Genomic DNA, 20,443 nt, shown 5'->3' with positions numbered 1-20,443 from the left:
AATGCAATTTCATTCGGCGTTTTCTGCCTGCTGGCGCCTTCTACAAGGGCAATCATTTTATCCAGGAAAGATTCCCCCGGTTCTGTGCTTACCCTTACTTTAATATGGTCGGACAATACTTTGGTACCACCTACCACACTGGATTTGTCGCCACCGGCCTCCCGGATCACCGGCGCGCTTTCACCGGTGATGGCCGATTCGTCGATGCTGGCCAAACCCTGTACTATTTCCCCGTCAGCGGGGATAATATCGCCCGGATCACATACGAAGATATCGCCCTTGCGCAGGGAAGAGGAAGAAACAATTTTGATTTCATTGGTGAAGATTTCGCCCACCAATTCTACTTTCTTGGCGGGTGTCTCTTCCCTTGTTTTACGAAGGCTCTCTGCCTGTGCTTTACCACGTGCTTCTGCAATGGCTTCTGCGAAGTTGGCGAATAACACGGTAAGGAACAGTATTACAAAGATAGCCACATTATAAGCAGCGCTGCCTTGTTCCTTATTGCCGGTAAAGATCGCATACAGCGCTACTATCAGCATTACGGCAGTGCCTATTTCCACGGTGAACATCACCGGGTTTTTGATCATTAATTTCGGATTCAGTTTTACGAAAGACTGCTTCAGGCTCTCCATCACCAGTTCTTTCGGAAACAATTTATTATCATGCTTCATGGTAGTCAGTCATTAAAAAAATTACAGGGAAAAATACTCTGCGATCGGGCCCAGTGCCAGCGCCGGGAAATAAGACAAGGCAGTAAGGATAATGATCACCGCAAAGGTCATTGCCCCAAAAGTGAGTGAATCTGTTCTCAGCGTACCGGCAGATTCAGGTATGTATTTCTTGGAGGCCATCAGCCCGGCAATAGCCACTGGCCCGATAATAGGCAGGAACCTGCCCAGGATCAGCACAAAACCGGTAGACACATTCCAGAAAATGTTTCCATCTCCCAACCCCTCAAAACCAGAACCGTTATTGGCATTAGCAGAAGTATACTCGTACAGCATTTCAGAAAAACCATGATAGCCGGGGTTATTTAGCCAGGCCGATGGCTTCACTGCCCAGTTGGCATCCGGGTGATGCGATAATACCCATGATGATAAAGCTGTACCTGCCAGTATCAGGAATGGCGACAGCAACGTAATAATGGCGGCTATCTTTACCTCCCTTGCCTCCAGTTTGTGACCCATAAATTCAGGCGTGCGGCCTACCATCAGGCCGGAGATAAACACCGCGATAATAATAAAGATGTAATAGTTGAGGATACCTACGCCGCAACCGCCATAGAAACAGTTCAGCATCATACCCAGTAACTGCATCATACCGGTCATAGGCATGGTACTATCGTGCCAGCCGCATACAGAACCGGTGGAAATAATAGTAGTGACAGTGCTCCAGTAGCCTGTAGCTGCAGCGCCAAAGCGCACCTCCTTACCTTCCATTGCCCCTGTGGCCTGTTGAATGCCCATGTGGGCTATGGCCGGGTTGCCTGCCATTTCCTGCTGCATGGAAGGGATCAGCAGGCATATCATCCCGATGGTCATGATCCCAAAGATGACCATCGCAAATTTTCTTCGCTGTATAAACATACCCAGGGCAAATACCATGGCGATAGGAATAATCACCTGTGCTACCATTTCCGTCATCCAGGTAATGTAGTTGGGGTTTTCCAGCGGGTGTGCAGAGTTAGCGCCAAACCATCCGCCACCATTGGTACCGAGGTGCTTGATAGCTACAAAGCCCGCTACGGGGCCATGTGAAACATTCACGGTATCGCCCTGCATGGTTATAATGGCTTCCTTGCCTGCATAACTGGCGGGCATACCATTGAACACAAAGATGAGGGCAATGACAATGCTTAATGGTAAGAGGATACGGGTGATTGTTTTCAGGAAAATATCCCAGAAATTCCCCAGCTTAGTAGTGGTTTTTTCCTTCATAGCCTTGAAAACCACTACCAGCGCAGCAATACCAGTGGCGGCGCTCACAAACTGCAGGAAGGCAAGTACAAATAATTGTGTGAAATAAGTTACCCCTGTTTCACCGGAATAGTGCTGCAGGTTACAGTTCACTACAAAGCTGATGGCGGTGTTAAACGCCAGGTCGGCCGACTGCCCGGGGTTTCCATCCGGGTTCAGCGGTAGTTTATCCTGGAAAAACAGCGCAAAAAAGGCATATACAAACCATACAAGATTAATGGTGAGTAATGCCTTCATGTGTTGTTTCCAGTTCATTTCCTCGGAGGGATTAATACCGGAAATTTTAAAGAAGAGGCGCTCCAGCGGCGACATAAAATCGGACCAGGTCCGGTCGCCCCTGAATACCTTTACAATGTACCTCGACAATGGCCAGGCAAGTAATAGCGTGATGCCATAGGTGGCAATTACGCCTAAGATTTCTGTTGTCATTTTTATAGTCAGTTAAAGAAGCTTTGCGTATAGGCGTGGGAGTGATATCTCCAATCAGAATTTTTCAGGTTTCAACAGTACATAGATCATGTAGCCGAAAACGAAAAGTGACAGAATAAATAATGCGTTCATAAATAACAGTGTTTAGATCTTCTCGAAATAGTCGACTGATTTGAAGAATACAGCGAAGCAGGCCAATCCTGCCAGCAACAGGAGAATAGTCATCATCATAAAAATGTTTTAAATAGCTATAGTTTGTAAATGTTGAATCCTTACATTCTTCAGTGATAAGGGGAGTAGCTCCTTATGTTTTCCGCAGAGGAGAGGTGAGAGCGTGTACATAAACGCGCTTTCAATAGCGTTACGCAGTGCACTGCTCCCATTGTGATACAATACAGCGGCCACGTTAAAACAACGTTTTACCTCATGAAGTTGTTCACTTCTGATCATCCGGCCGGTGTAACCGGCAAAGGTGTGGATCACCTTACTGATGGCTCCTTTTTGTTGTTCTGCGGGAAATGTTAAGCCCGGAATCTGTAAACCTATCAATTGAGAGATTTTTGAGTCTGGTAGCATGTGATCAATTGTTTTGATACAAACGGGGTAATGCCAGCGGAGTGCCAGCATTGGCACAGGGGACTTCTTTTCTTCCTTAATTACCTAATAATCAGTGTATTAAATAATTTTTTAGAGAGATGAGGAGAAGGTGTTTGCTGGCTTAACCATGCAGAAATGGTAGGGTGATTTCAAAAATGAAAGTGCTGGCCCGGGGCACATCTTTTAAAATAGGGTATAAAAAAAGCGGTTCTACTTTCGTAAAACCGCTCCTTATGAAATCGTTTTATTATTGTTCTAACTAAACAAATACAACACATCCTCTTTTGTCAGCTTCTTCACAAAACCACTATCATCAGAAATAATTTCCTTCACCAGTGATTTTTTGCGTTCCTGTAACTGCAATATCTTTTCCTCCACTGTGTCTTTACAGATCATGCGGTAAGCAAAAATATTCTTGGTCTGCCCGATACGGTGGGTACGGTCAATGGCCTGTTGTTCTACAGCCGGGTTCCACCACGGATCTACAATGTATACATAATCGGCGGCTGTGAGGTTCAAACCTACGCCACCGGCTTTCAGCGAAATAAGGAATACCCGGCACTCATCGTTGTGCTGGAAATTCTGAATAGCCTTTTCACGATCAACAGTGGAAGTACTTCCATCGAAATACTCGTAGGGTATTTTGAGATGTTGCATCCTGTCGCGGATCAATCCGAGCATACCCAGGAACTGGGAGAAGATCAGCACCTTATGATTACCGATGTTTTCGGAAATTTCACGGGTAAGCTCATGCAGCTTAACGGAATGGTTCGGATACTGTTCCGTATCATTCAGGATAGCGGGCGAATCGCATATCTGCCGCAGCTTCATGAGGCCCTGCAGGATGGTAAGCTGGGAACGTTCCATGCCCTGGTCTTCAATAACACCGAGGATCTTGGAACGATAGGTGTTACGATAGGCATCATAAATATGCCGCTGTTCCGCATCCATTTCGCAGAAGATCACGGTTTCTATTTTCTCCGGCAGGTCTTTCGCCACCTGTTCCTTGGTACGGCGAAGGATAAACGGATAGATCAGTTTACGCAGATGCTCTTTTCTTTCTTCATCCTGGAATTTGTCGATCGGCGTAGCAAATTCGTTGCGGAAAAAGTCTACGCTGCCGAGCATCCCCGGGTTCAGGAAGTTCATCTGGGCATAAATATCGAAGGTGTTATTCTGCATCGGGGTACCGCTCAGCGCCAACCTGTTCTTTGTTTGAAGCAGCTGTGCCGCTTTGGTCACCTTTGATTGCGGGTTCTTGATAGCTTGCGATTCATCGAGGATCACATAGTCAAATTCAAGTTTCATCAGCAGCTGGATATCGCTGCGGAGCGTACCATAAGTAGTGATGATGGCGTCAAATTTACCCAGTTCTTCAGACGATTTTAATCGTGCCGGCCCATGGTGGATATGATGCCTGATATCCGGTGTGAATTTCCTGATCTCATTTTCCCAGTTATAGATCAGCGTAGTAGGACAAACGATCAGCGCCATTGTTTTGCCTTCGTGCTTATTCTTGTAATACTGCAGGAAGGTGAGGGCCTGGATGGTTTTACCCAACCCCATATCATCTGCCAGGATACCACCCCATTTGATATCATCGAGGTAGTTCAGCCACTGGAAACCGCTTTCCTGGTAAGGACGAAGGGTTGCCTGCAGGTTTTCCGGCAGGTCTATACTGCGGATCTCATCGAACTGCAGCAGTTTGCGGCGCTTCTGTTCAAGTTCCAGCACTACGGCTTCATCGTCAATAAACTCATACAGCTCGTCAATTACGCTGAAGTTGTATTTACTGAGTTTAAGCCCTTTATCTTTTTCTTCTCCCACTTTAAAGAGCAGGGAGTATTTGCGCAGCCATTCTTCCGGCAGCAGGCCCAGGGAACCGTCTGCCAGCTGAACATAATTCTGTTTGTTGGCCAGCGCATTCTTAATATCCTTGATACTTACTTTCTGATCCCCATACAGCACTTCGATCTGTGCATCGAACCAGTCGATGCCGGAGCTGATCTGTAGATTGGTAACCGGTTTATGCGAGCTGAATTTAAAGTTGCGTAGATTATCGAAACCGAACACCCGTACATTCATTTCTTTCAGCGCATCGAAGAACAGGAAGAACCAGTTATTTTTCAACGCTTCTTTTGCGCGCAGGTAAAAATAATTATGGTTATCGTGTTGTGCGAAGTTGGTATGTAAAGTGCGGAGCTTATTTACAAAAGCATCTTCCGCTTCTTTATTCCGGTGGATAACGAGCACTTTATTTCCTTCCTGCACGGTGATCTTGCTTTCGTCGTTCCATTCCACTTCCTGGCCCCGGTAAGCGAAACCGGGCTGTATGATAAATGTTTCGCCGAGCTCTTTCAGGAACACCCGTGGTTCGGGCATTACATCTTTCAGTTCAGCGAGCAGTCCTTTATCGAACTGTATATCGTACTGGCGGCTCAGTGGCAGCAGGTAATCTTTCAGGTAGGCCGGCCATTCCTGGTTAGCAATGCGCAGTTGTCCGTTTTGGCGGAAAAGTTCCACGTGCAGGGCATCCTGGGGGCTTTCAAACAAATAGATCACTTGTTTGTACAGGAACATCAATGGGCTTTCCCATTCATTTTCAGATACATTTACCAGTTCTCCTTCGATGTTCACATAGCAGTTAATGTCCACATGGGTATCGCCGGTATTGGTTTTTATGATCAGCTTGAGCCTGTCGGCGCCAATCTGCAGTTGTTGCAGGTTCTTGGTTTTGAAGGCCTGCCTGTTGGGCAGTTCAAATACCAGCCCGTGCTCTGCCAGCTGTGGGAACAGTTTGGCAAGTTTGGGATGGAGGTATTCCAGCATCAGTTCTTTTGTTTCGGTAGGAAGTTCTTCTGCATTTTCATGCGTTATATTTTCCCAGATACCGGCAAAAGGAGAATTTTTGCTGAGGAATTTACTGACTTCAGTGCCCTGTAATTTTCGTATAGGCGCTATCAGTTCACGGTCTTTTTCCTTGAACTGGTAGAAGTCGATGTATTTGGTAAGATCCAGTTTGCTGGCCAGTGATACGAAGGCGGTTTGTTCTTCGTTGATTTCGCCGCTTACCAGGTCTATTTTAAAATAAGGGTACAGTGTTTCGTTGGCATTGAAAACTGCTGCCAGTCTTTGTGTAATGGTAATGGTTTCTTCCGGTGGCGGCGGGGCCGTAACCGGTTGCCGGCCTGCGGCGGCGCCATCTACCCGTTTGATGGAGGGGTCCAGTACGCGCAGAAATGGCTTGCCATCCATATAGGAGAAGGCAAATTTCCCGTCGAGGTCATCGGTAAGGGAATAACCGTACAGCGATAGCAGCTTATTCTTTTCCTTGTCCCAGTTGCGGAGGGTATCGAAATAGAACGGGCCGTTTTTCTGCAGCAATTGCAGGAACAGGGCTGTTTTATGAACGCATAGCGCATGTTCTGTTTCATCGCAGGTGCAGTGCGTATCAAAAAACCGTTCTTCATTCCGTTGAATGATGAGCGGGAACTCTTTCCCATTAAGCGTAAGCACGGCTTCTACCTTTTCATCTTTTGCCAGGTTTATTTTGGCGGGATGTTTTTTGGCAATTTCCTCTGCCTGTGCCAGTATGGTACCGGAGGTGAGCAGTTTAATGGATTTAATATCGATAGACTTCATTTTAACCAGCGTATGCTGCTGATCAAACTGTGTGTCGAAGCTCTCGAAATGATTTTTGTCCAGCATTTCCTGGAGCTGGAACAGCGCTGCCGCTTCGTGCCGGCAGATGTCGCCCAGGTTGTAAGGGCATTGGCACCGGATGGACATACCGGTTGTTTCCCCATACTTATTGATGGAAACACGGTAGTAATTGGCATGTGTGTCGCTCTTTACGCGGAAGGTAGCTGTTTTCAGCACCGGGTCTGCCTCGATGAGTTCAACGCCCCCGGAAGAAAAAATACGCTTCCCCCTGCGGATCACTTCATCAGTGCCGTTGTTGTAAACATATTTTAGCAAATGGGGTAGCGACATACTATACGTTGTTGCCCGCTTTTATTATCAGCAAAAGGGTTAATAGATATATCAAAAAAACTTAACAGCTGATAAAAAGGCAATCCACAAAAGTAAGCAGAAAATTTCTAATAACCCGCAGCCTGGCTATTAACAACCCGTTAACCGCTGTTCATTTACCCGGTCATTGCAGGGTCTATTTTTCAATATAATTTTCTTTAAATATAGATGCCTGTTTATCAACTATTTATCGTATATGACGCAGGTATCTTTCCAGCGAAAAATCCACCGCATCCTGTGCGCCCGTTTTAATATATTTCCCAAAAGCGCCATACATCGCATCATATTTCAATGGTTTTATTGCAGCATACAGGGTATTAATTTCCTTTGCTGATACGGGGATATTATTCGGATAGCTGTACATCACCGATACCGTTTTCCTGTCGGAAGATACCTGTATAACATCTCCCACCAGTAAGGAGCCTTTCCCCGCAGGGGTATACAACACATTGCCACCGGGAAAATGGCCGCCGCATAACACCAGTTTGATGCCGTCCCATAGCCGCAACTCATTGCCCTCCCATAGTTTGATCACGTCATCATGGCGTTGCAGCCATCCTGCATCCAGCTGATGTACGTAAACGGGGATATTGCCAAAAGCATGGCTCCATTCCACGATAGTAGAGAAATAATGCGGATGGGAAAGGGCAATGGCTTTGATACCGCCGAGCTGCCGGATAATATTAATCGTAGAGGCGTCGAGGTTAGCAATGCAATCCCAGAGGATATTCCCGGAAGGGGTAACCAGTAAATGTGCCCGCTGTCCGATAGCAAAATCCGGCGTGCTATAAATAGCATACAGATCGGGCGCTACCATTTCTATAATGTTCCGGTGGTTTTTCTGCACCTGTTCTAGTGTGGTCCAGCTCTGGCCGGCGGGATTCACATATTGCCGTTCATCTTCACAGATAGGGCAACGTTCCGGCGCCTGGCTGGCGGCATCATACTGCACACCGCAGGTATTGCATAGATAGTATGTCATGGCATTATCTTTAAGAAAACAGAATATAGGATTTTTCAGTAAAAATGGTGCAGTATGAGTCTGATTTCCGGGAGAATAAAGAAAGGCAATTTCGCATAACAAACAACAAATTGCTGATTCTTCGTATAGGCGAGAACGTGTCATTTATATTTTTTGATAAGCCGCGGATTTTGTCTGACTCAGGATTAAACTGATTATGCTGAGTCAGACAAAAATCGCATCGCCGAAGGCGATCCCTTCGCTTACCCTGCAATCAATTCCCCATCCCTGAACAGGGGCAATACATTCGCTCCGTCGGCAGTAAGGCAATAATGTATATCTTTTTCCAGTCCATATTGCGCCAGGCGCTTATAGTGGGATGCCTGCTTCATGAAGGTATAGATGTCGTGTTTGGCCGAGTGATAAAGGGTTTCGGCTGCAATAGCCGAATCGCAGTTGACATCAAAATGTTGTTTGATACGGCTTACCACAGCGCCGGCAAACAGCGTGTCTTCCATGTTAACACGGTCTTTCCATGCCGCACAGCCCAGGATCACGTTCTGTTTTTGGGCCACCAGGTAATCGCAAACGGCGCTGATATTAGGGAAGGAGCCGGTAATGATCTGGATGGCATCTTTAGCCATGTGTAATAACTTGGTACCGTTGGTGGTGGTGAGCACCAGCGTTTTATTTTCCACGAATTCACGTGGGTATTCAAAAGGGGAGTTGCCGTATGCCAATCCTTCTGCAATCCTGCCATCTCTTTCTCCGGCGGTGATACCTCCAATGGCACGGCCTATATTCACACATTCTTCCACGCTTGCCACCGGTATTACACGGGAAGCTCCGTTGTACAGGGCGGTACATATAGTAGAAGTAGCGCGTAATACATCTATTATAACTACAATGCTGTTTTTTACATCAAATAAATGTAACAATGCCGGAGATAAACATACTTCCAGGCTGGGTTTGTTGCTTTCTGTCATTCAGTTGTGTTTTGTTTTAATCAAGGATCACCCTCCACTTCTCACTCTCTGCGTAATCCTTAATGGTATTATTCCTTTCCTGCAGGAGCCTGGTCATATATTTTTGCAGGTAAACCCGCTCAAATACTCTTCCGAACCAGCCATAAGGGGTGCCAAAGTTCATGATATCAATCATCACAGTGGCATTTTCTATCGGTTTAAAATAATGTTCATGATTCATATGGGTAAAATCCCCGTTGGTCATTTCATCCGTAAACGATTCATTCTGGCGCATAGCGGTGATTTTAGTGGTCAGTTCCCTCATTTTCCCAAGGTGCTTTGCTCTCCAGGTCACTGTTTCATTATAGGATATCAGGCCATTGGTACGGCCTTTAATCGCATCTTCCTGCCGGTGCGACATACTTCGCTTGTGTAGTGTAATGCTCCTGCTCAGGTCGAAGACCCTTTCCAGCGGGGCATAGATAACGGTAGTTAAATGAATAGTAGGCATAGATATGGCAATAAAATATAAAAATTCCGGTGCGCCGGAAACTTTCCAGGCACCGAAATTAACAACTTTAACCGGCTATTCATACATATTCCTAGCCCAGGAAAGGCACTTTTACCACTTTTGCTTTCAGGGCCTTGTCCCTTACTGCGATAAAAATTTCCGTATCCAATGCAGCAAAAGCCGTTTTCACATAGCCAAGACCGATAGCCTTTTGCATAGATGGCGACTGGGTGCCGGAAGTTACGCGGCCAATTGTATTGCCTGCAGCGTCTTTAATTTCGTAGTCGTGGCGCGGAATCCCTTTATCTACCATTTCAAAACCAACCAGTTTCCTGGTAACGCCTTCTGCTTTTTGTTTTGCAAATAATTCGCTGGAGGTAAATGGTTTGGTGAATTTGGTGATCCATCCTAAACCGGCTTCCAACGGGGAAGTAGTATCGTCGATATCATTTCCGTAAAGACAGAATCCCATTTCAAGGCGAAGGGTATCGCGGGCGCCCAAACCGATAGGTTTCAGGCCCTTGGGGCCGCCTTCCGCGAAGATGGCATTCCAGATCTTATCCGCAGCGCCGTCCTTGTCTTCAAAATATATTTCAATACCACCGGCGCCGGTGTAACCTGTTGCACTGATCACTACATTATCTACACCGGCAAAAGTTCCTTTTGCAAAAGTGTAGTACTTCATGTTTACCAGGTCTACTTCTGTGAGCGGCTGCAGGATGCTGGTGGCATTAGGGCCCTGGATGGCCAGCAAACAGGTTTTATCGGAAATATTGTGCATTTCCACTCCCTTGGTGTTGAACCCGGAGATCCAGTTCCAGTCTTTTTCAATATTACTGGCGTTTACCACCAGCATGTATACTTTGTTTTCTTCAATACAATAAACGAGCAGGTCATCAACAATACCGCCTTCATTGTTTGGCAGGCAGCTGTACTGGGCTTTACCAGCGGTTAATTTGGAAGCATCGTTGCTGGTAACACGCTGAATCAGGTCCAATGCGTTTTCGCCCTTTAAAATAAATTCGCCCATGTGGCTTACATCAAACACACCGGCGTTGGTACGCACCGCCTGGTGCTCATCGTTAATACCAGTGTAGGAAATAGGCATGTTGTAACCTGCAAAGGCGGCCATCTTGGCGCCCAGCGCAATGTGTTTCTCTGTAAAAGGCGTGTTTTTCATACTTTGTTTTTAAAACGGGGCAAAAATAGGGATTTGGGAATTATGAACGGCCAACAGAAAACAGCGTATGACTGTTTTAAGACGAAAGGCATACATTATAAATACTTAAAATACAATGATATAGTCAAAAGAATTGGGCCGTTAATGCGCTTTGGCTGCCGGTAATTCGTAATTTTGCGTCAACACCCAAAAACAGATTCGCTGTGAAAAAGATAACCTGGCTGTTACCATTGGTAGTTGTAACCACCTGCATTTATGCACAGAAAAAGGAAGACCGTAAAACACTTGGAAACCTGCAAGCGCATATCAATTACCTGAGCAGCGATAAGCTGGAAGGCCGCAGTACAGGCGCTCCGGGCGAGCGGCTGGCAGCCACCTATCTTTCTGAGCAAATGCAGAAAATGGGTTTGAGCCCTATGGGAGAAGATGGCTTTTTACAGGCATTTACCGTGAAAGAAACCCGTGAGCCATCGGCCGACTGCCAGATGACCATTGGTGGAAATAAACTGGAAGTGGGCAAACAATTCGTGCCATTACCTTTTAGTGCCGGCAAAACGGCCAGGGGAGAGGCGATTCCGGGAGTGAATGAACCCGATAATATCTGGCTGATCAATGTGGCAGAACTGGACACAGATAGCCGTAAAAGCATGGCAGAGCAGTACCTGCAACAAACACAGATCGCCGAGAAAGCCGGCGCAACCGGCGCTGTATTTTATAATGGGAAAGAAACTGCCGCCGAAGTAATGAAATGGCTGGACCAGCGGCCCCAAGCCACCGGTATACCAGCAGTTTGGGTCAATGCCGATATCAGCAAAAAACTGGGCGCCGACGATGCCGATGGATTTCCCATCCAGATGCAGGTAGCCTTTAAAAATATCCGGCGCAACGGTACCAACGTGATCGGCTATATTAATAATAAGGCGCCCAGGACCATCGTGATCGGCGCCCATTACGACTACCGCGGCTGGGACGCCACTGATAAAACCGAAGACAATGCCAGTGGAACCGCCGCCATGCTGGAAATAGCCCGCCTGCTGAAAAATTCCCGTTTACATAACAACAACTATATCATTATCGCCTTTTCAGGAAAAGAACAGGGCCTGTCCGGTTCCTCTTATTTCGCCTCCCACAGTAAAGTAGACCTTTCACAGGTGAACTATATGATCAATTTGGATGGCATTGGTACCCTGAGCCCCGGCACGGCACTGCAGATAGGCGGTACCGGCACATCTCCCGGGTGGTCGGCTATCATTCAGCAGGCCGCCACCAAAGAGCTGCCACTGGTATATGATTCCAGTGGTATCAGCAATTCTGATCACGCATCTTTCTACAAAAAAAATATACCGGTACTCTATTTCTGTAAAAATACCCCCGCCTCTACAGATAAAGTAAATTACGACGGCACCCTGCATGTGCTGAAACTGGTGTATAACATCATCGACCAAACAAATAATAAGGATAAACTTGCATTCAGCAGCGTCCAGTGAGGTGCCGGATTAAGATCGCTTAAAAATTTGCGGTTTACATATAAGTGCGAAATGTATATTTTCGCATAAATGCGTAATTCGTAAAATTTCAATTTATCCCTTAAATGGAAGAGAAACTGGCGCTTATATACCGGTATTTCCAGCTGCTGGAAAGCTTTTCAGCAGATCCCGTTGAATTTGCCAGGATCTTTCATCCAAATATTATTCAGACTGAATATCCAAACCAGCTCTCGAATGAAATTAAACAACGGAACTTTGATATCATGCTGGAAAGCATGGCTACGAATAAAATAATTTTGAAAGCCCAGCATTTCAGCGTGCTGAAAGTGGTGGAATCAGGGAATACGCTGGTAGTAGAAGCCAAATGGACCGGGGAAATAGGTGTTGATGCAGGACAGTTCCGCCGGGGACAAATAATGAAAGCATTCATTTGCACCATCATAGAATTCCGCGACGGGAAAATTTACCGGCAACGCAACTATGATTGTTATGAACATTAAAGCTATGAGATCATGAAAAAAATATTATCACTCCTGGGTATTTCCCTGTTACTGTTTGCGTGTAACCATACCCGTAATGACGAACGCAATACCGACAGATCGGCCTACGACGTTATAACTGAAAAATGTTACGTGTACCGCGAATTCAAACCGGTTTCCAACCCACTGACTGATTCCGTGCTGCAGCTGAGAAAAGAGCTGACCGACTACCTCGACCAGCACCAGTACAAAAGACATATGGCCGGAAAGGACAGCCTGCTTTTCCGCCGCGAAAACGGCCAGGAAGTGATCATTGAGCTGCCTGTGCCACAGGATATCTGGGAACAAAGCACCATCATCGTTTTTGATCCGCTGAAAAATCCTTTGTTCGTAAATTTGCACAAAGGCACCGCCCAACTGGAACATTACATTCAAGCAAAATAATCAGATAAGAGTTTGCCGATCATACAAAACATCAGACTAACTGTAGATGCAGTCGTATTTGGATATATTCCAAAAGAAGGCATTGTGGTACTGCTGATCAAGCGCACCATAGAGCCCTTCCTGCATAGCTGGGCCCTGCCCGGTGGCTTTGTGCTGGATGAAGAAGCGCTGGAAGAAGCCGTTACCCGGGAACTGCTTACCGAAGCCGGTGTAAATATCAACTACCTCGAACAGCTATATACCTTTGGCCTGCCCGGCCGCGATCCGCGGGGAAGGGTAGTGTCTATCGCATATTTCGGGCTGGTAAATCCAACTAATTTTAAGCTCGCTGCCAGCTCTGATGCCGAAGATGCCAAATGGTTCAACATAAAAGACCTGCCGGCACTGGCCTTTGATCACGCAACGATTATAGATATCGCTGTACAGCGCCTCCGCAGCAAGATCCGCTATGAGCCTATCGGGTTTGAACTGCTGGATAACAAGTTCCCCATCGCCGACCTGGAAAAACTCTACGAAACACTGCTGGACCGGCCCATAGACCGCCGTAACTTCCAGAAGAAGATCAATCACCTGGGGATACTGATTGCGCATAACGAAAAGCAAAAACAGGTATCGCAGGGAAGACCGGCCAAACTTTTCAGCTTTGATGAGGCCAGGTATTTTAAACTGAAGAAAGAAGGAATGACGTTTGAGATTTAAACTGGCATGATAAAGCCATGGCCCCGTTTGTTGGTTGTTCAGGGTATTACCTGGGCTTACCGCCAATACTGTTATCGTATTCTAAAGCAGATATCTGGCTGCCGGCATAACCGGTATTAATACCCCGGAAACCAGAATGTGTTGAAAAAACATAATGCGGAATACACCGCTAACATTGGCCTGAATGCCACCGGTTACAGCATTTCAAAATCTATTTTACAACTATGTATGGTCTTTAAGTGGATCAGGCTTGTAAGCAGTTACAGCGTTTTAAAATCTATTTACAGCCCCCATTTTCTATTTTGTGTATTTTTTACAAGAAATATTTTGGAAATCCGAAAAGGGTTTCTATATTTGTGTAACAATTACACAAAATAGCTCGAACATGCAAAACACAAAGCCCACAGGAGTTATTATCGCCAGGTTCCAGACGCCTTCCCTCCACGAAGGCCACCTGGAGCTCATCCGCCAGGTAAAGCAAAAGCACAACCGTGTGATCATTATACTTGGCGTTAGCCCTGTAAGAGGCAGCCGCAAAAATCCGCTGGATTATTATACCCGCGAGCGGATGATCAAACAACAGTTCCCCGAAATTATTGTACTTCCACTGAGCGATCAAAAAAGTGATACCGTATGGTCACAAAAACTGGATGAACTGCTTCACAGCAATTTTCCCCATGAAACCTTTTTATTGTACGGCAGCCGCAACAGCTTTATGGACACCTATTCCGGTAAATTTAAAACGGAAGCCCTTCCTCCGGTGCAGGACTATAACGCCACCGCCATGCGGGAAGCCATATCTGATAAAGTGTTTGATACGGAAGAATTCCGTGCAGGTATCATCTATAATACCTATAATCTTTTCCCTTCCGTATATGCTACGGTAGATATCGCCCTTTTCAGGAATAACAAAACCGAACTGCTGCTGGGCCGTAAACCCAATGAAAATGTATGGCGCCTGCCGGGCGGATTTTCCGACCCTACAGACGATAACTTTGAAATGGCCGCCGCCAGGGAATTACAGGAAGAATGCGGCGCCGTGGAAACAAGCCCCATGCGATACGTGGCTTCCCTGAGGGTAAACGATTGGCGCTATCGCAGCGAAGTGAATAAAATTATTACCACCCTGTTCAGCACTGATCTCCTGTATGGAGAGCCCGCTGCCGGCGATGACCTGCAGGAAGTACGCTGGATAACGGTAACGGATATACCCAATTTAATTGCCAAAGGGGAAATCAATGATACCCACATTCCCTTACTGGCAAAACTTACAGAAAAATATATTGACTAAGACTAAAATATTGAGACATGATAAAGGAAAATCTTATCCTCCTGGCCGATGCTTATAAATACTCCCACCATAAACTGTACATCCCCGGCACCCAATTTATATATTCCTACCTGGAAAGCCGGGGAGGCAAATTTGACGAAACCGTTTTTTATGGCCTGCAATATTTCCTGAAAGAATACCTGAGCGGAGTGGTGTTCACCAAAGAAAAGCTGGACGAGGCGGAAGCTGTACTCACAGAAGTGTTTGGCAGAAAAGATGTGTTTGATCGCAGCCGCTTTGAATACATCATTGATAAATACGGCGGTAAACTTCCGGTACGTATCAAAGCAGTAGCAGAAGGTACGGTAGTGCCTGTACGAAATGTGCTGATGACCATTGAAAATACCGACCCCGAATGTTTCTGGCTCACCAACTTTCTCGAAACATTGCTGATGCAGGTATGGTACCCCTGTACCGTAGCTTCTGTATCCAGGGAAATAAAGAAGATAGTAAAGAAATATTATGATGAAACCGCCAGTGCTGAGGCCTTTGCAGGCATCGACTTTGTACTGAACGACTTTGGCTTCCGTGGCGCCAGCTCTGTGGAAAGCGCCGGTATCGGCGGAAGCGCCCACCTGGTAAGCTTTGCAGGTAGCGATACCATCCCAGGTTCCGTATTCGCGAAGAAATATTACAATGCCCCTGCGGCGCCAGGTTTATCTATTCCTGCTACAGAGCACTCTGTAGTTACACTTCTGGGAGAAGAAGGAGAACTGGAAATATTCAAACATATACTGGATAGTTATCCTACCGGTACCATTGCCTGCGTATCCGACTCCTACAATATTTTCAGAGCCTGTGAAGAATACTGGGGCACAGCGCTGAAAGAACAGATCCTGAAAAGAGACGGCACCCTGGTAATCCGCCCCGATAGCGGTGATCCGGTACAAACCCTGCTCCGCATCTTTACTATCCTCATGGACAAATTCGGTTACACCACCAACCAAAAAGGATATAAAGTATTGCCCCCGCAGGTACGGGTGATCCAGGGCGACGGCATCAGCTATTCCTCTATCCCAGGCATATTCGAAGCATTAAAGCAAGCCGGTATCAGCGCGGAAAACCTGGTACTGGGCATGGGCGGCGCCTTACTGCAACGAGTAAACCGCGACACCCAGGAATTTGCCCTCAAATGCGCATATGCTGTTGTAAACGGGGCGCCCATCAACGTACAAAAAATGCCCGTTGAACTGGATGCCACCGGTCATTTACGCACCTCTTTCAAAAAATCCAAAGCCGGAAAATTGAGGCTCATAAAAGACAACAATACTTTCAAAACAGTGTCTGAAGGAGACGCTCCCGCATCTGCCGATCTTTTACATACCGTATTCGAAAATGGTGAGGTAACGCTCAGCTATACTTTCGATGAGGTACGGAAAACAGCAGCACTGTAAATTATTCTTATTTCTTCCAACCATGTTACCTCAGGGAGAGTGTATCTGTTCCAGGATACACTCTCTGTTATTTTTGGTTAACCTGTATACAAAAAATCAACTCATTCCTTAACTTCATGCCATGTATTTACTCATACCCGGCCGGCATCACCTGCTCACAGATTTTCAGTTCAAATACCTGAACCGCCTGATCAAATGCAAACTGGAAGGCGAAAAAGACGTATATGGCCAACCGTTAGCCACACAGGATATAGAGGGCGTGATTTTCGCGGTTACCTCCGCCAATCACCTGGGCACCAAACGAAACCCGGTACCATTCTATCTCCGGGCTATGATTATCCAGGAATTTTCCAACTCACTGGATGTACCGGTGTATGTATACGGTATCGACGATGTTGGAGTGATCAATGATTTCACGGAATATACCGTAAAAACAATACGGCATTCCAGTGAAGGCATTCATTCCATTACGCCCGCTAATACCCTGGTTATTTGTTCTACAGCCGTTAAAGACATGTACATAAAGCATGGCTTTACCATACTCCCTGCAGAGTGGGACCCGGTAAGTAAACAGTTCACACAACCCATGCCATGGGATGTGGTAAAACTGGTAGCGCAGGCCGGCGACTGGCGCAAAAACAAAACCATCCTGGACCAGATGCACCCGGCGTCTTTTAAAATATGGTCGCTTTACAACGTTGGGGAAAAAGTACAGCAAATCCTGAAAGATCCCATCATCGGAGCCGATGGCGATCTTACTGCCACCCGCGATTACAACGTATACGTAAAACAAATGGACGACATCGCCGCGCAGAAATACCGGGAAACAGCGCCTTACATACAACCTGGAAATATCGGCGATATCGGTTGCGCCGTTGGCTCCTGGATTAAAATGGCCTGCGATGATGATCGCCTGCATGAATGCGACTTCTATGGGATTGAAGTATCCAGGCACCTGTATGATATCTGTCTTCAAAGAAAACATAATGGCGAATTTGCCAATCCATCGGTGTTCTTCTCACAGAAAAACGCAGTGACCAGCCTCGTATTTGAAGCCGGCAGCATGAATACTATTCATACCTCTTCACTTACCCATGAAATCGAATCTTATGGCAGCAGGGAAGACCTGCTTGCGTTTATACGTAACCGTTATAATGAGCTGGTGCCAGGCGGCGTCTGGATTAACCGCGATGTGGTAGGCCCGGAAAACAAGGAAGAGATTATCCTGCTCTGGCTCAATGAGGCCGATGGAGAAAATGATATCACCCTACCGGAAAACGCTTCAACGCAGGAACTGGCGGCATGGTTGGGAAGACTATCTACTATGGCACTGTTCAAACAATTCGCAAAAGATTTCCGCCATCATGAAGGATTTCAGCTGCCATATGAATGGGTAACAATTGAGGGGCAAACCTATGCACAGCTATCTATGCAAAATGCCTGTGAATTTCTTTTCAAAAAAGATTATCATGATAACTGGCTGAGTGAAATGCATGAAACATTTTGCTTCTGGAACTATGAAGATTGGAAAGCTGCACTCGAAGAAGCCGGTCTGCGGTTGGATAACCTGTCTACCACCTGGCGCAATGAATGGATTGTAAATAACAGGCTGGAAGGTAAGGTACAATTGATGCGCCCGTGCAAAAATGGTGTACCCTTACCTATCCCTTTTCCTGTTTCGCATATGCTGCTTTTAGCAAGAAAATGATCTGTCACCGGGAAGTGGCTGTAAATCGCTTCCCGGTACCTCTCATAATCCATATTCTTTCAGTGGAATTATTTTCAGCTGGTTATCCAGCATCTGTGGCACCAGCAACGCCTGCCGACTTGCATCCAGGGCAATATCTGCCGGTCCCCGTTGTATATTGATAGTGGTATATTGTTTTTTGTTGAGATCATACACATGTAACTTCCCCGTTGTTGGGTTATTGAGCGTTAACCAGTCGGATACCAGCAAACGATGATCATCCAACAGTATCATTCCATCCAGTAACCCAACAGGAGAGCCTTCCAGCGGCTCAAAAGCGGCATTGTTATCATGTAATTTCCTGGCATATATTTTCCCGGTTCCATTATAATCGGGCCCCATTGCGCATACATATACTTTATCAGCCGCAGCATCATAGCAAACCCCATTGGGTCCGGCCACATTCCCTTTCAGCACAATATAAGTGCCGGCAAAAATATTAACCAGTAGTACCTGCCCTTTAAATGAATCCGTTGTCAGTAATAAACTGTCATTCACACGACATACATCATTCAGCATTCCTGCTTTCCCTTCGGGATTTAAATCAAACACCTTCTTCCTTGTTACAACATCATATCCTTTCAGGTGATCAACATCAGCCACATATAATATGTTATTCATCAGCTGCAACCCTGAAGGAGCATGAAGCGTATCTTCAAAATATTTTAACGCCAGTTTTCCATCCCTGCCTATATGAGAAATAACACCATCCCCATCCTTATCCGGCGCAAGTTTGGCGCCAATCCCTGATATGAAATAACCACCATTATAAGCAACCGCACTTTCCGGAAGAGTTAATCCGTTAAACGTTTGCTGCGCATGAATAAGAAAAGGAGTCAACAATAATACTAACAGGGTAACATAGCTTTTCATAAAAGGTATTTGCTGCAAATATAATCTGCAGGAAAATATACGGGAATGTGAAAAGGAAAGAATTTCTTGTTAATATCAAAGAAAAGAAAGCCGGAGTATGACTACTCCGGCTATTACCTAAACCTACAACTGTTACACTGTTAGTAACATATCTTAATTCGAATGAATTTCATTTAAAGGCACTTCTTCATAAGAAGCCACCATACGTTGCCTGATATAACGTTTGGTAGATAGTTTACCAATTCCCAGCTTGGCCATACCCATATCCATAATCATATATACCACCGGTACCACGATCAGGGTAAGGAACATGGAGCTCATCAGACCTCCGATGATTGCCCAGGCCAAACCATTTTTAATAGAGCCTACACCACCGGTTGCCAACGCAATAGGCAACATACCAATTACCATGGCAATGGTGGTCATCAGGATAGGGCGCAAACGCGCATGGTTAGCGTGGATCAGCGCCTGGTAAGTGCTTTGTCCCTGCTCTTTCATCTGGTTGGTAAAGTCTACCAGGATGATCGCGTTCTTCGCTACCAGACCAATCAGCATAATGATACCCATGATGGTAAAGATGTTCAGCGTATTGTTGGTGAGCGCCAGTGCCAGTAATGCACCGATGATAGCCAGCGGAATAGAGAACAATACCACGAATGGATAAATATAGTTGTCGTACAGCGCCACCATGATGAGGTATACCAGCACGATAGAGATCAGTAATGCCGCGCCCATTGTGCCAAAGGAATCACCCTGGTTTTCTGCATCACCCCCAAACAGGTAGCTGATACCTGCAGGCTTATCCATTTTTGCGAGTTTATCGGCAAACTCCTGGGTAACCGTACCAGATGGACGACCCATTACCTGCGCCTGTACAGATACAGAAGTATTTTTATCCCTTCTTTCCAGGTGGCTGGGGCCGGAACCTTCCGTGATCACCGCGAACTGCGACAGCTTGATCAGCTGACCTTTGTCATTAATGAACTGTATATTGGAAACATCTTCGAGATTCTTACGGTTGAAATCATCGAAACGGATGTTGATATCATACTCATAATCTCCCTGGCGGAATTTAACTTTAGAGTCGTCTGCCGTACCGCTGAAAGCCGTTTGCATGGTACCACCCACGGCATCAAGCGTGAGGCCCAGTGCAGCCATCTTATCCCGGTCTACCTGCACATTAATTTCCGGGTTACCATCTTCTACTGATAATTTTACTTCTGTAGCGCCATTGATGGTTTTAAGCGTATCCATGGCTCTCTTTGCATAATTCATTACGCTGTCGAGCTCTGTACCCATTACTACCAGTTCCACAGGCGCCCGCTCTGCCGTACCCAGG

The 20,443-nt window shown here is 46.1% G+C and carries 17 protein-coding genes and 1 pseudogene; 7 read left to right on the top strand and 11 right to left on the bottom strand.

The genetic code is table 11. The features are described from left to right. The 9 genes and pseudogenes from VIM72_RS06615 to gcvT all read right to left on the bottom strand — a co-directional run. Positions 1–671: pseudogene (locus tag VIM72_RS06615) on the bottom strand (potassium-transporting ATPase subunit B); the annotation flags it as partial. A 21-nt stretch (positions 672–692) separates the two neighbouring features. Further along, positions 693–2,405 carry a potassium-transporting ATPase subunit KdpA gene (gene kdpA / locus VIM72_RS06610; protein WP_332002074.1) on the bottom strand — a complete coding sequence of 571 codons (1,713 nt, stop codon included), beginning with the start codon at positions 2,403–2,405 and terminating at the stop codon, positions 693–695. Between the two features lie 54 nt (positions 2,406–2,459). Then, complete coding sequence (locus VIM72_RS32390; protein ID WP_142685518.1) at positions 2,460–2,537, bottom strand: potassium-transporting ATPase subunit F; 78 nt, start codon at positions 2,535–2,537, stop codon at positions 2,460–2,462. Positions 2,538–2,645: 108 nt separating this feature from the next. After that, positions 2,646–2,981, bottom strand: a complete 336-nt coding sequence (locus VIM72_RS06605) for a DUF7674 family protein (RefSeq protein WP_332002073.1) — start codon at positions 2,979–2,981, stop codon at positions 2,646–2,648. A gap of 276 nt (positions 2,982–3,257) precedes the next feature. Continuing rightward, entirely contained in the window at positions 3,258–6,995 is a 3,738-nt protein-coding gene (locus VIM72_RS06600) for a DEAD/DEAH box helicase (protein WP_332002072.1), read from the bottom strand. A gap of 226 nt (positions 6,996–7,221) precedes the next feature. Beyond that, entirely contained in the window at positions 7,222–8,016 is a 795-nt protein-coding gene (locus VIM72_RS06595; RefSeq protein ID WP_332002071.1) for an MBL fold metallo-hydrolase, read from the bottom strand. Positions 8,017–8,258: 242 nt separating this feature from the next. Next, the gene (locus tag VIM72_RS06590) at positions 8,259–8,981 is read right to left on the bottom strand and encodes a 2-phosphosulfolactate phosphatase (RefSeq protein ID WP_332002070.1); all 723 of its coding nucleotides are present in this window, start codon (positions 8,979–8,981) and stop codon (positions 8,259–8,261) included. 16 nt (positions 8,982–8,997) lie between these two features. Next, positions 8,998–9,471: an SRPBCC family protein gene (locus VIM72_RS06585; protein ID WP_332002069.1), complete on the bottom strand. Its 474-nt coding sequence runs from the start codon at positions 9,469–9,471 to the stop codon at positions 8,998–9,000. 91 nt (positions 9,472–9,562) lie between these two features. Beyond that, positions 9,563–10,651: a glycine cleavage system aminomethyltransferase GcvT gene (gene gcvT, locus VIM72_RS06580; protein WP_332002068.1), complete on the bottom strand. Its 1,089-nt coding sequence runs from the start codon at positions 10,649–10,651 to the stop codon at positions 9,563–9,565. Positions 10,652–10,854: 203 nt separating this feature from the next. Between gcvT and VIM72_RS06575 the strand changes: the two genes are divergently transcribed. The 7 genes from VIM72_RS06575 (at position 10,855) to VIM72_RS06545 (ending at position 18,192) form a co-directional block, all read left to right on the top strand. Continuing rightward, positions 10,855–12,138, top strand: coding sequence for a M28 family peptidase (locus VIM72_RS06575; protein ID WP_332002067.1), 1,284 nt, complete (start codon positions 10,855–10,857; stop codon positions 12,136–12,138). 104 nt (positions 12,139–12,242) lie between these two features. Then, positions 12,243–12,638, top strand: a complete 396-nt coding sequence (locus VIM72_RS06570; protein WP_142684407.1) for a nuclear transport factor 2 family protein — start codon at positions 12,243–12,245, stop codon at positions 12,636–12,638. Positions 12,639–12,650: 12 nt separating this feature from the next. After that, a complete protein-coding gene (locus VIM72_RS06565; protein ID WP_332002066.1) occupies positions 12,651–13,061 on the top strand; it encodes a hypothetical protein in 411 nt (136 codons plus the stop codon). Between the two features lie 12 nt (positions 13,062–13,073). Beyond that, positions 13,074–13,760: an NUDIX hydrolase gene (locus VIM72_RS06560; protein ID WP_332002065.1), complete on the top strand. Its 687-nt coding sequence runs from the start codon at positions 13,074–13,076 to the stop codon at positions 13,758–13,760. A 385-nt stretch (positions 13,761–14,145) separates the two neighbouring features. Further along, a complete protein-coding gene (locus VIM72_RS06555) occupies positions 14,146–15,051 on the top strand; it encodes a pantoate--beta-alanine ligase (protein ID WP_332002064.1) in 906 nt (301 codons plus the stop codon). 17 nt (positions 15,052–15,068) lie between these two features. Continuing rightward, a complete protein-coding gene (locus VIM72_RS06550; protein ID WP_332002063.1) occupies positions 15,069–16,484 on the top strand; it encodes a nicotinate phosphoribosyltransferase in 1,416 nt (471 codons plus the stop codon). Positions 16,485–16,605: 121 nt separating this feature from the next. Continuing rightward, positions 16,606–18,192 (top strand): transferase, encoded by a 1,587-nt coding sequence (locus VIM72_RS06545; RefSeq protein WP_332002062.1) that lies wholly within the window; start codon positions 16,606–16,608, stop codon positions 18,190–18,192. Positions 18,193–18,234: 42 nt separating this feature from the next. Here VIM72_RS06545 and VIM72_RS06540 read toward each other — a convergent pair whose 3' ends face one another. Both VIM72_RS06540 and VIM72_RS06535 read right to left on the bottom strand, forming a co-directional pair. Beyond that, positions 18,235–19,104, bottom strand: a complete 870-nt coding sequence (locus VIM72_RS06540) for a hypothetical protein (protein ID WP_332002061.1) — start codon at positions 19,102–19,104, stop codon at positions 18,235–18,237. Between the two features lie 153 nt (positions 19,105–19,257). After that, a partial coding sequence (locus tag VIM72_RS06535) for an efflux RND transporter permease subunit (protein ID WP_332002060.1) occupies positions 19,258–20,443 on the bottom strand: 1,186 nt, incomplete at its 5' end.

Source organism: Chitinophaga sp. (assembly GCF_036569185.1).
Classification (GTDB): domain Bacteria; phylum Bacteroidota; class Bacteroidia; order Chitinophagales; family Chitinophagaceae; genus Chitinophaga.
This window is presented reverse-complemented; position numbering and strand designations above follow the sequence as displayed.

Coding starts and splice junctions, on each gene's coding strand:
- kdpA (WP_332002074.1), bottom strand. CDS start 2,405: ATGACAACAGAAATCTTAGGCGTAATTGCCACCTATGGCATCACGCTA.
- VIM72_RS32390 (WP_142685518.1), bottom strand. CDS start 2,537: ATGAACGCATTATTTATTCTGTCACTTTTCGTTTTCGGCTACATGATC.
- VIM72_RS06605 (WP_332002073.1), bottom strand. CDS start 2,981: ATGCTACCAGACTCAAAAATCTCTCAATTGATAGGTTTACAGATTCCG.
- VIM72_RS06600 (WP_332002072.1), bottom strand. CDS start 6,995: ATGTCGCTACCCCATTTGCTAAAATATGTTTACAACAACGGCACTGAT.
- VIM72_RS06595 (WP_332002071.1), bottom strand. CDS start 8,016: ATGACATACTATCTATGCAATACCTGCGGTGTGCAGTATGATGCCGCC.
- VIM72_RS06590 (WP_332002070.1), bottom strand. CDS start 8,981: ATGACAGAAAGCAACAAACCCAGCCTGGAAGTATGTTTATCTCCGGCA.
- VIM72_RS06585 (WP_332002069.1), bottom strand. CDS start 9,471: ATGCCTACTATTCATTTAACTACCGTTATCTATGCCCCGCTGGAAAGG.
- gcvT (WP_332002068.1), bottom strand. CDS start 10,651: ATGAAAAACACGCCTTTTACAGAGAAACACATTGCGCTGGGCGCCAAG.
- VIM72_RS06570 (WP_142684407.1), top strand. CDS start 12,243: ATGGAAGAGAAACTGGCGCTTATATACCGGTATTTCCAGCTGCTGGAA.
- VIM72_RS06565 (WP_332002066.1), top strand. CDS start 12,651: ATGAAAAAAATATTATCACTCCTGGGTATTTCCCTGTTACTGTTTGCG.
- VIM72_RS06555 (WP_332002064.1), top strand. CDS start 14,146: ATGCAAAACACAAAGCCCACAGGAGTTATTATCGCCAGGTTCCAGACG.
- VIM72_RS06550 (WP_332002063.1), top strand. CDS start 15,069: ATGATAAAGGAAAATCTTATCCTCCTGGCCGATGCTTATAAATACTCC.
- VIM72_RS06545 (WP_332002062.1), top strand. CDS start 16,606: ATGTATTTACTCATACCCGGCCGGCATCACCTGCTCACAGATTTTCAG.
- VIM72_RS06540 (WP_332002061.1), bottom strand. CDS start 19,104: ATGAAAAGCTATGTTACCCTGTTAGTATTATTGTTGACTCCTTTTCTT.